This window comes from Moorena producens 3L, assembly GCF_000211815.1.
In the GTDB taxonomy this organism is placed as follows: domain Bacteria; phylum Cyanobacteriota; class Cyanobacteriia; order Cyanobacteriales; family Coleofasciculaceae; genus Moorena; species Moorena producens.
Window position 1 is genome coordinate 198,162 of the sequence record NZ_GL890973.1, and the last position, 11,726, is coordinate 209,887.

At 45.5% G+C, this 11,726-nt stretch carries 8 protein-coding genes; 1 reads left to right on the top strand and 7 read right to left on the bottom strand.

What is annotated here, in order from left to right; genetic code table 11:
• The first annotated feature begins 32 nt into the window (after window positions 1-32).
• Complete coding sequence (gene wecB / locus LYNGBM3L_RS32535; protein WP_008191447.1) at window positions 33-1,199, top strand: non-hydrolyzing UDP-N-acetylglucosamine 2-epimerase; 1,167 nt, start codon at window positions 33-35, stop codon at window positions 1,197-1,199.
• A gap of 320 nt (window positions 1,200-1,519) precedes the next feature.
• On the opposite strand, the gene LYNGBM3L_RS32540 is transcribed toward wecB, so the two are convergent.
• The 7 genes from LYNGBM3L_RS32540 to LYNGBM3L_RS32570 all read right to left on the bottom strand — a co-directional run bounded on the left by LYNGBM3L_RS32540 (window position 1,520) and on the right by LYNGBM3L_RS32570 (window position 11,630).
• Window positions 1,520-2,296 (bottom strand): class I SAM-dependent DNA methyltransferase, encoded by a 777-nt coding sequence (locus LYNGBM3L_RS32540; protein WP_008191449.1) that lies wholly within the window; start codon window positions 2,294-2,296, stop codon window positions 1,520-1,522.
• 151 nt (window positions 2,297-2,447) lie between these two features.
• Window positions 2,448-3,554, bottom strand: a complete 1,107-nt coding sequence (locus tag LYNGBM3L_RS32545) for an RNA-guided endonuclease InsQ/TnpB family protein (RefSeq protein WP_008191451.1) — start codon at window positions 3,552-3,554, stop codon at window positions 2,448-2,450.
• Window positions 3,541-4,170 carry an IS607 family transposase gene (locus LYNGBM3L_RS32550; RefSeq protein ID WP_008191453.1) on the bottom strand — a complete coding sequence of 210 codons (630 nt, stop codon included), beginning with the start codon at window positions 4,168-4,170 and terminating at the stop codon, window positions 3,541-3,543. Before LYNGBM3L_RS32550 ends, LYNGBM3L_RS32545 begins: the two co-directional genes overlap by 14 nt.
• 353 nt (window positions 4,171-4,523) lie before the next feature.
• Window positions 4,524-6,464, bottom strand: coding sequence for a DUF4335 domain-containing protein (locus LYNGBM3L_RS32555; RefSeq protein WP_008191455.1), 1,941 nt, complete (start codon window positions 6,462-6,464; stop codon window positions 4,524-4,526).
• Window positions 6,465-6,764: 300 nt separating this feature from the next.
• Entirely contained in the window at window positions 6,765-7,352 is a 588-nt protein-coding gene (locus tag LYNGBM3L_RS32560) for a DUF3038 domain-containing protein (RefSeq protein WP_008191457.1), read from the bottom strand.
• 247 nt (window positions 7,353-7,599) lie between these two features.
• The gene (locus tag LYNGBM3L_RS32565) at window positions 7,600-10,200 is read right to left on the bottom strand and encodes an endonuclease MutS2 (protein WP_008191459.1); all 2,601 of its coding nucleotides are present in this window, start codon (window positions 10,198-10,200) and stop codon (window positions 7,600-7,602) included.
• A 545-nt stretch (window positions 10,201-10,745) separates the two neighbouring features.
• Complete coding sequence (locus LYNGBM3L_RS32570) at window positions 10,746-11,630, bottom strand: SDH family Clp fold serine proteinase (RefSeq protein ID WP_008191461.1); 885 nt, start codon at window positions 11,628-11,630, stop codon at window positions 10,746-10,748.
• Window positions 11,631-11,726: the final 96 nt, after the last annotated feature.

The following is an 11,726-nucleotide window of genomic DNA, read 5'->3' on the forward strand; positions in this document are numbered from 1 at the left end:
ACTACCTCACCCAATTGAGAAATATTATAATTATGAAACCCCTGGAAATTCCCCCAGACCTTAGACCCGAGACCCTAAATCAGGGTTCAACCAAGTCTCCAATTCAAATCTGTATCACATTAGGGACTCGTCCGGAGGCAATTAAGTTAGCTCCAGTGATTCTTGAGTTCCAAGGCTCTGGGAAATTTAAGACTCAGGTGGTGTTAACGGGTCAGCATCGGGAAATGGTAGACCAGGTAATGCAGATGTTTGAGCTGAGGGCGGATCGGGATTTAGAAATTATGCAGCCCAAGCAAACTCTGACCGATATTACTTGTTTGAGTTTACGGGGGTTAGAGGAGTTATTTCAGGAATTGCAGCCCCAGTTGGTAGTTGTGCAGGGGGATACAACTACGGCCTTTGCTGCGGCCTTGGCAGCGTTTTACCAACGTATCCCGGTGGGTCATGTGGAGGCAGGATTGCGCACCAATGATTTGTTTAATCCCTATCCAGAGGAAGCGAATCGACGGCTGATTTCTCAGATTACTCAATTACATTTTGCCCCCACTCCCCTAGCAGTAGAGCATTTGCAGGGGTCTGGGGTGACTGGCGCAATTCATAAAACTGGGAATACAGTGATTGATGCCCTGTTGATGGTGGCTGAACGGGAACCAGTGTGTGAGGTTCCGGGTTTAGATTGGGAAGGATACCGGACGATTTTGGCAACGGTACACCGTCGGGAAAACTGGGGGAAACCACTGGAAGATATAGCCCAGGGGTTCCTCCAGATTTTAGATAAGTTCCCAGATACAGCATTATTGTTACCTCTCCATCGTAATCCTACGGTCAGGGAACCCCTAAGGGCAATGTTAGGTGACCATGAGCGGGTATTTTTAACAGAACCGCTGGATTATGTGGAATTGGTAGCAGCGATGCAACGGTGTTATTTAGTGATGACTGATTCTGGCGGATTGCAGGAGGAAGCACCGAGTTTGGGTAAGCCAGTGCTGGTGTTGCGTAAGACCACGGAACGACCGGAAGCGATCGCAGCTGGGACTGGGAAGTTGGTAGGGACTAACCCAGAGCAGATGGTGGGGGCGGCAAGTTTGTTGTTGAGTGATTCAGTAGCTTATCAGGGGATGGCAAATGCCATTAATCCCTTTGGGGATGGTCGTGCGGCGGAGCGTATAGTAAAGATTGTGGAGGATTATTTTGGGTAAGCATTCAGCTATCAGATATCAGCTATCAGCCAAAGGCCAAGGTCTATGGCCACACGAAGCGAATGGGCACACTCATTGAGGTACTTATGCGCTATGGGCACGCTACTGTTGGCGCAGCGTGCGCGTAGCGCAATCGGTGGTTTTGAATAAAATAAGCTGAGTGCTGAGTGCTGTTCGCGCAGCGTGCGCGTAGCGCATATGCTTACTAATTTGGTTGTAATCCCCGTTATTGGGCAATAACCGGTTTGTCTGCATATTAGCTTCCCGGTTAGCCGAATTTTAGATAGCTTTGCCCTGTCAGGATGACAACCCAAGTGAGTCTATTCAAGTGAGTCTATTAAGGAGAGCGGAACATCAGAATTTTTTTTGCCCCCTAGGGCAAAGTAATAGAGCTTTTCACCTTCGAGGGAGAACCGATGCCGATACCTTTTCAGATGATAAAGATCCAAAAATTCCGAGAAGATCAGTTTCCGAATCAGCTGTGAAAATCCAGAATCATCACTTGAATCAAGGAAGGTTTCTTTGATATTAAAGGCAACCCAGGCATTTTCGCTAATTACATTGAAGGCTTCCAAGAAAGCCTTTGCTGGTATGTCACCGAACCCAAGTGCTGCTACTGAAACCAGGCAGTTAGGTGACCAAGAATTGAGTTCATCACGATCTTTATCACTGAGATTGCAGAAATCCATCACATAGAATTCATCGTAGATTCCAGGCCGATCTCGCTCAGTAGCAGCCTGGGCTTCGGGAATAATATCAACTCCGATCAGCCGTGATACTCCGTGTTGTTTCAGCTTTTCACCAACTATCCCGTTTCCTGCCCCAAGATCAATTACCCGAAGCTCGTTGAGGCTCTGGTCCCCTTGAGAGACGGCAGACTGCAGGATATCCACTACAATTGATGGAGACTGGCACTTCAGACGCTCATATACAACCTGCTCGTATAATTCAGGAACTTCGAATATCCGCTCATAGTCATGTAGACGGATTTTCTCCCTGGATTCTCCATTAACAAGGTAAAAATAGACCTCATCTTGGCCAAGCTCTCGAACATTTGTAGGTGGAAATTGGATTTTATGCTTCTTCATAACTTTCATGATTCCTTTCAGTTTGAACCCAGATAAAAACGAATTGTGAAGGGTGGAGGATTCTAATAGCCAACGTCAGCAGCGCAAGACCAACTCAGGGCTTACCCAAAGACTCTAGATATAGAGTTTAGTTAACTTGCTTGTGCAACATTTAACCTGTCTAAACCTGCTCATCAGCAGGAATGACCTGTATAGCACCAGGTGAAAACCTGATGGTTGTTGCCGACAAAGCGCGGATCATTATGTTCCGCGCGCCATTCCAATCCCGTGGTAAAAAGAAACCACATTCTGGGCATTGAAATTTTTTGTTACCGCCTAATTTATCGTGAATGTGCCCACATTTTGGGCAGGTTTTACTCGTGTAAGATTCATTAACTAAGACCACCTTCACACCATGGCGATCAGCCATTTGAATCAAATGCTGACGAAACTTATAGTGGCTCCAATTGAGCAGATTACGAGCTGTCTTCTTATTTAACTTTCTGGCTGATTTTACTACCATCTCAGAGGTCTCAAATGTGGGGATAAAAATCAGCTTGTAGTTCTTGACAAGAAAAGAAGCTGATTTATTGTGGCAGTCTTTAATTAAATCTTGGATTTTTTGACGCAATCGATGGGCAGCTTTCCTCATTGCTCGTCTCTGACGCTTTGCAGAGCTTAAGTCAATACGACTCATCAACCGATCTAGTTGCTGACAAAGTCTTTGAATCCTGCCAATATCCCCAGACCCGATCTCGATATAGTTTTTGCCATCAAAACCAGTAAGAAATGTCCTAATGCCCGGATCCAAGGCTATTACTTGATCCTTATTAGTAGGAGTAGGTTCAATATATTCAGGAAAAATACCGTACCACTTACCTTTGATCCAAACTAACTGAGTACCATAAATGCACTGATCAGGCCAACCTTGAGGGCAACGTAAGGATAAGCCTTTTACCTTGGTGGGATACCAGGAACCTTTTTTGAAATCTCCAACTTTGAATTTGATCACTTGACTTGTTTGCCGACAGGATTTGAACTTGGCAAAACCGCCATTGGCCAAGGCTTGTTTGACAGCATCGATCCCATCAGCAACAGCTTCTTGTAATTGATGTCCTGGTAAGGTTTTCACCCATTCTGGCCTATCAAAATTTCTGGCCAGTTTCTGTAAATCGTAAGCACTGCCTTTATAGCCATTTTTGATAGCATCTATTGACCAGTTGTAGATCCACCTGTATGCGTTAAGCCAAGTTTTCCAGACCCTGTGAAGCTCTTTAGATGGAAACACCCTGATCTTCAATACACTGTTTGGTGTCAACTTCACTGTCTGGTTCCGAGGTTTTCTCTTGTACCGCTTGCGTGACTTGCTTTTGATATTTTCGGAGTCCGTAAAGCCTAGCAGAGAAACAGTGGAGGATGGACAGGATATCTTCGACGAGCTCTTGTTCTGGGGAGAGTTTGCGTTCATTGAGAACCACGAGCTTGACTCCACTTTTTTGGCATAACCACTCAAGTAATGGAAATCCAAATCGGACTGCTCTATCTGGGTATGCGACCACAAATGCCGAGATATCACAGCTGTATATTCGTTCCAATATTTTGAGGAACTTTCGCCGTTTAAAATTGAGTCCCGATCCAACTTCTGAAACAACTTCAGCATTTGGGTATTTTGACCGTAAAAATTCAGCTTGTCGATCAAGGTCATCTCGTTGGGAGTGTGTAGAGACTCTTGCATAACCGACAATGGGCTTACTCTGCGGATCTTCCCCTTCAATACAGAACCTTCTTTGATTGCCCTGAGTTCTGATGCTGTCAAGTTTTCCGTATTTGTCCCATCTTCTGAGGGTTGTAATGGAGACACCGTAATATTCGGCTGCCTCTTTTGGGGTGACATATTTTTTCATAACGGCTTAACCTCTACAAATCTATACTAAGAGATTTGTAGATTTATGACAAGGTTTGGAAAGATTATAGGCTAATAGCTACACCTCCGGACTTACTATGCCAAAATGCTACTTAAAACAACTGCCAAGATAGTTATACCTAGATTTTAAACTTCCCCATGGTAAATAAAAGGTTAATAGGGTGAGACCCCGCATTTTCCAAAGGAGCGCTAGGGAGCGCACACAAAAATACTGTCCAAAATTTCCTAACAATAGTTTTGGACATCCTAGGAAGGAATTTAACCTATTTAACCTATATTTAACCTATATTTAACCTAATAGGTGGTAAGCAAGAGCCCCTATTATTAATTACCTCAATTCATCCCTTCCAACAAAGTTTGTACTTTACCATCCGGGTGTAGCAGCACCCGAATTTTTGGTATACCTTCCCCTTCTAAAGGGGAAACAAAGGATTCACCGATCAGAGGTATGGGGGCGTTATCTATATAGGTTTTGGCTGCTTGCCCAAGGGGAATTATACGTCGGATTGTACCATTATTATTTAACCACAAACTATAGTTCAAGGTTTTCTGTAGCCCTTCGGGAGGTTGCCAGCGCTCCTGGAAATATCGTCTAGCTTCTGCTACCTGAGAAATCTTATCCAACAGGGTATTTTGAGATATCTGATTCGCAACGGTAGGCTCGGATGGTTTTAAGGAATCAGAAACAGGGCTACTCGGGAGATTCAGTCCAGGCACAGCTTGATCGATAACAGGGCTACTCCCGACATTTAGTCCAGGCACAGCTTGATCGATAACAGGGCTACTCCCGACATTTAGTCCAGGCACAGCTTGATCGATAATTCTAGAGGTAGAAGAACCTCTCTGGAGACTGGACACATTCTGTTGAGGAGCAGGGATGGCTTGAACCGCCACATTAGTAGTATAAGACCTAGAAGAAGTAGAAGTAGAAGTAATAGAAGTAGAAGAAATAGAAGACTCGGCCTCAGGGATTACCACTGTTTCTGTGGGGATCGATAGACTTTCTCTAGAGGAATCCTGAGTTGCCACGTCAGTAGGAGAGGGCGCTGGTTTAATCACTGGCAATTCTGACACAGTTTGTACTACAGCGATGGGACTGGGTGGAGTTGGTTTGGGTTGGGTATTTGCATCAGCAGTAGGTACATTGGTTTTACTAGCCTCAGAAACAGGTGCATCACCGTTACTAGCCCCAGGAGCAGCAGCAGGACTAACAGCAGAACTAGCTACAGGACTAGTAACAGAACTAGCTACAGGACTAACACCAGAACTAGTAGCACTCAGTTTAGGAGAGTCTGGTGTCCTAGCTGGAGCAGGAACAATCTTGAGCATCGGACGTGAATTCGGGCGTGAGGCTATTGCTGGCGCAGTGCGTACTGGTGCTGGAGAGGGTGGCTTAACGGGAGGCGGTGGTGGAGTGCGTACTGGTAGAGAGGGTGGCTTAACGGGAGGCGGTGGCGGTAACTTGGTTCCTGGGGATAAACGGGGTGGTACCGATGGAGTTGGGATGGGAGTGCTCGGTGCTGGGGGAACCTTGGAGATGGCTCGCTTTTTCCCAATTTTGCTGGAGTCTAATGCTTTTGTTTGTGATTGTGCTGTTGTTAGTGTTTTCGCTTGCTCAACAGGCTGAGGTTTATCAAGCAACTTAATCACTGCCGCTGTTACACCCACTGCCAAAAGCATTGATGCTGCTGTACGCATCCAAGCCGATGATTCTGGTTTCCAACTGGGCTGATTGAGTTTTGGTAGGGATACTACTTCAGCCGCATATTCATCCAAAGCGCTAGCTAAATCAAACAGCTGTGTAGCACTTAAATCAAGTACTGACCCAGATTCTTCATTAGCCAGCTTACCGAGAAACAGGCTATGGCTCAGTAACCCTTTCGATTGCAGATGGATTTGCTGAGTTGGAACTGCTGTGGCATTTTCTTCCTGAGGGGTTGGAAGAGTTAACAGATTTAAGGGAGTAACCTCAGCCGATCGCGTAGCGTGGCCTACGGCCTTAGAGTTTCCAGAGGCAACCAGTTGCTTTGGGGACGGCTCAAGGAAGTGCTGAACATAGCCATCTACCGCTTCATACAACACATCTAAATCTTCTGCGTTGCCTCGTAAGGTTACCTGTTGTTCTTCTGGCTTGCGGGGGTCATCAAAACGCAACTCAAACCGCAACTTCTTCACCACAGATTCTCCCACCCAGCGGGATAAGGGTGAGCGGTTTGCCCAAATTGATAGGGTACAGGTAGGAGGAGTGTAACGTCGCAGGACTATGTTGGTCATTGGTGATTATGTATTAGTCATTTGTTAATTGTTAATTGTTAATTGTTAATCGTTAATTGTTGATTTTTATAGCATTTACAAATAGATCATAAAACCAAATGCTGATTTATCATAACACCAAAAAATCAAAGGCCTTAGGCCACGCTACGCGATCGGATAGTCTTAATTCAATAGCCAGTGGACGAAACCGTCTGAGGTTGGCGCTGTATGGATATTTTATACTGTTCCCTGTTCCGAATTTCCCATCAATCCTAGTTTTACATCTCAAATAAAAATGCTATATTTTACTGCATACAATTATTAAGATACTTTACCTAATAAGGCTAACCATAAACGCTGATGACCTTTGGCTCCACTATAGAAGAGTAAATTGATTAATAGTTTAAGAGCCAGTTGCTTTAGACTATCAGTTGATACCTTTTCTTCTTGGGTCATCCGTTCTCGGTAAGTGTTGTTAAAGTTATCTAAATAATCTCCCAATAAAGCAGCACGATGAGGTTCACTGTTTTGTTGTGTCATTTGTTCGAGTAAAGCCACCGCACGACGGATCAATTCTTGATGGTTTTTAGCCAAGTGACAGATGATTAAAACTAGCGATCGCGCTTCCTCCACATCCAGCTTTTTCCGACCTCCTGAACTTTTGCGCAGGGGATTGGACTGACGCAGACGCCACAATGCTACTCGGTCTGTGATCATTGAGTCTAAATTTAATTCAGCAGCAGCTTGCAGCATCTCCTCTGAACCAATACCTGCTAGAGCTTCTAGACTAAGCAAGACTAAATCTAGCTGGGTTTTGATATTATCGAGATCGATTGAGTCTGCGGCTTGACTCAGAGGCAAATCCTCCCAAGCAGGAGGTGATTTTGGCGTCTTGACAGTGGAAACCATAATTTTATTTTAATAAAGCAAATCCGGTTTACCCGTCGCTGTTACAGGTTTGGAAACAGGACTACCAAAGATTAAGGTATGTTTCCTGCTGGTAAAGCTTTGGTTTAAAATTAGAAGATTGAAGGTTAGAAGATTGAAGGTTAGAAGGTTGAATGTTCACGCATTGCATTCTAACTCGCTAACCTGTTAACCGGCTAACCTGTTAACCGGCTAACCTGTTAACCCGCTAACCGGCTAACCTGTTAACTTATTTAAGGTAAGCAACGGTAACACCAGTCCCACCATCAGATTGTTCGGCTAGCTTAAAACGCTCCACTAGAGGGTGCTGTTCCAAGAAAGCGTGGACACCTTGTCTTAATCGACCAGTTCCTTTGCCATGAATAATCCAGAGTACTCCAAAGTCTATCGCCTTAGATATTGCTTGGTCGATGTCAATCTCTGCATTAGCTACCCGACTTCCTCGAATATCAATGGTATTTTTTGAGGTGCGCACAGCCGTAGCTGGCGGCGAGACTAGAGTTGGGGCAGGATCTGGTTTTGATGTAGTTTTTACCACATTTTCGGGTTTTTGTCCATCCAAAGATTCCACATCTGCTAGGGCAACGGTCATTTTCATTAAGCCAAAGCGTACCGTTAGCTCCCCATTATCTGCGGCACTGAGGATCTCAGCTGTCTGATTCAATCGGGGAATGCGAATGCGATCGCCTACTTTGGGACGGAATCCTGGTTTTGGTTTAGGAGGCGGTGCGGCTGGGATTTGACGCTGGGCAATCTCCTTAAGAGCGTTTGTGGCTTTTTGGGCATTTTGAGCAGTTTGGGAGCCTTGCTGCAACTGGCGAATCACTTGGGCAATTTCTTTCTTAGCTTCTGCGATCGCATCTTGCACAGACCGTTCCTGGGAAAGCTTCAATTCCCGTTCCCGCTCCTGCAAAAGTTTTGCCCGTTCAGAGAGTTTCTGATGGAGAGATTCAGCTTGTTGCAGTAACTGATTGGCCTCTTGGGCTTTAGTTTCCTGAGTGCGCCGTTGAGCTTCTAAACCCGCAATTACCTGATTCACATCTTCCGAAGCTCCCCCCAAAAGGGTTTGAGCCTGATCCACCACCGATGGGTTTAACCCTAAGCGTCTAGCAATGCTCAAGGCATTGGAGCGACCGGGAATACCCCACAATAAACGGTAAGTTGGTGACAGGGTTTGATCATCAAACTCCACCGAGGCATTCTCAAACCGCTCGTCTTGATATTTTAGTGCTTTGAGTTCCCCATAATGGGTAGTCGCAATGGTTAATTGTGTTGTGTTTGCCAGGTATTTCAGTAATGCGATCGCTAATGCACTACCTTCTGCCGGGTCAGTCCCTGCTCCTACTTCATCTAATAGTACGAGTGACGCACGAGGAGTTGAAGGTTGTTTAAGGTTGGCCGGTTGAATGTTGGCCGGTTGAATGTTGGCCGATTGTTCGCGTAGCGTGGCCTTTTGGCCAAGGTTATCTGGTTCAAGGTTAGCCGGTTGAATGTTGTCTGGAAAACCTTGGCCTTGTGGCCACGCTTCGCGAACAACCTTCAACCTGCCAACTTGCAACTCCCTGCCAACTTGCAACTCTTCTTTTGGGGTAGTTATCGCCTCAATAATCCGACTAATCCGACGAATGTGACCCGAGAAAGTGGATAAACTCTGTTCTATAGACTGCTCATCCCCAATATCTGCCAGAATTTGCTCAAACCAAGGCAGTTCTACTGGTTCCCTTGCTGGCACAAATAAACCAGCTTTTGCCATCAGTGCCGCTAAACCAAAGGTTTTCAAGGTAACGGTTTTACCGCCAGTATTGGGACCGGTAATAGCAACTACCCGAATGTAGGACTGAATCTGGACATCAATCGGAACAACTGATGTGCCTTGTTCATGTTTTTGCTGCCACACCAGTAGAGGATGGCGCAGTTGCCGCAGAGTAATGCTTTCATTCTGATTGCGGTCAATGAATCTAGGGGGATTTGCTTCTAACCACAGACTATACCTTGCCTTAGCGGTAGCTAAATCTAGGGTAGTTGCTACAACCAGCAACCGTTCCAAGTCTGCCTTAACTGCTGCTACTTGTTCACTCAAGGCACGACGTACTGCTTCCGCTTCCACTTGTTCTTGCCGCCGCTGGGTCCGAAGTTGATTGCCTAACCCAACAATGGCCTTCGGTTCTACGTATAGGGTGGCACCGGTACTAGAGGTATCGTGAACAATACCAGGAATAGCATCTTTCTGGGGAGCTTTAACCGGGAGTACAAACCGATCACCCCGTTGAGTAATTAACTGTTGCTGTAATGCGCCCCCTTTACGCTGGACAATCCCCTGGAGGATTTCATAAATTCGGTCTCGTAATGATTTCATCTGAGTCCGAATCCCTGCCAGCTTCGGGGTTGCCCGGTCAGCTACATCGCCTCGGTCATCGATACAACGGTGAATTTCTTGTTCAAGTTCTGGGTAGGTGCGGCTGTCAGCCACCAGTTCCTTCAGAATTTCTACATCCTCTTGGTCTTCAATAAACCGCCGTAGACGCCTCACACCAGCTAAGGTTGTTGCGATCGCTAATAGTTCCTCACCAGACAAAATGCCTTGGAGCTCTGCCCGATCCAGAGATTCACCAATATCTTGGATGCCGTCAAAAGTTAGTCCTGTGTCTAAACTCGTTTCCAGTTGATAGGCTTCTTTGGTTTGGGCTAGCAGGTCTAGGCTTTCCCGTTGAGTTGCTGGGGGGTGGAGATAACGAGCCGCAAAGGCTCCCAGCTTAGTAGCCGCAAAGGTAGCCAGGTGTTGGCACAGGCGGGACCATTCCAGTAGTTCTAAGGTTTCAGATTGAATCAAGGCTCAGAGACAAACGCATACCTCAATTGTATTATCCTATAATTCGGTTAGGACTGGGAAAGTTAAGATTGATCAAATTACCAATTACGTAAGTATTCAGAAGTCAGCGGTCAGCCGTCAGCTTATTTTATTCAAAAGTCTCGTTCCCTTAGCCTGGCCTACGGCTAATGGGAATAGCTGATTGCTGAACGCGCACGCGTGCGCGTAGCGCATATGCTGATGGCTGATGGCTGATGGCTGATGGCTGATTGCTCCTAGCTGATTGCTGATAAATGATATATCATAGCTTACCTAATTACTAATTGCCATCTGAAAAAGACAAAAAAAAACCAAATTGGGATATGCTGGGATAAGTTGATGTATGCCCTGCCAGATTTATCCTAAATTCTCCTTCTTCAGATGGTTTAATCGTATGGTAGGGCTTCCCTAAGGTTTTTAGCCCCAGTACGAGTAATGATTACTGAGTCCTGAGTCCTGAGTGGAGCAATTGAGTTTATCCACCTCACCCGATTATCTCATCATTCCACCATTATCAAAAATTTCTACTACTTGTCCGATAACGGTCTGCTGGTGGTATCCGGTAACGTAGGAGTAGGTTTATAGGGCAGAGGAATATACTGTACCGATGGACGTCCACCTTGAGGTTGGGGGTACAAATCCATTAGTTTATAGATAGCTTTAGGTAGACCAACCGTGACAGGTAGACCTAGTTCAGAGGCTTCCTCGACAGTAATCGGACAGTCATGGGTGATTTGACCAGTAGTAAGAAAGTCAATAATTCTATCGATGTGTTCTGGGTCAATCTTCTGCTTAGGGATATCGTCTAGCAGCAACGTTCGCACGAAACGTTGCACCTGCTTAATGGCTTTACTTGCCAAATCAGCCATCATCAAGGTTTGGTCATCAATAGCCTCAAGGGGCTTTTGCTCCACAACTCTTAGAATGCTAGCAGCAGCAGTATTCCCTAGTTGAGGGTCAACTGGTCCAAGGACAGCATTGGCATCCATCACAATTTCATCAGAGGCTAGGGCTAACATAGTACCACCACTCATGGCATAGTGGGGTACAAAGACAGTAACTTTAGAAGGATGACGAATTAAAGCTCTAGCAATTTGTTCTGTAGCCAGCACCAATCCCCCAGGAGTATGTAAAATAAGATCAATAGGAACATCTGGTGGAGTTAGACGGATTGCCCTGAGCACTTGTTCAGAATCTTCAATAGATATGTAGCGGGACACAGGGATGCCAAACAAGCTAATAGACTCTTGTCGGTGAATCAGTAAAATTAACCGACTTTTGCGGTTCTCCTCGAATTCTTGCAAAGCTCGAAAACGTCTATATTGCATCTGGCGACGTTGCCACAAGGGCTGCAACGACGAGATGATTAGAAAAATCCAGAACAGATCAAAAAAGTTAAAGCTAAAGTTCATCGCTTACTTACAGGTATCTAGTAGTTTTACCCTTTAGTTTTCCCGTGCTTAGGATGCTTTATTGCTAATTTTTAGTTTTTTTGGCTTAGTGTTGTG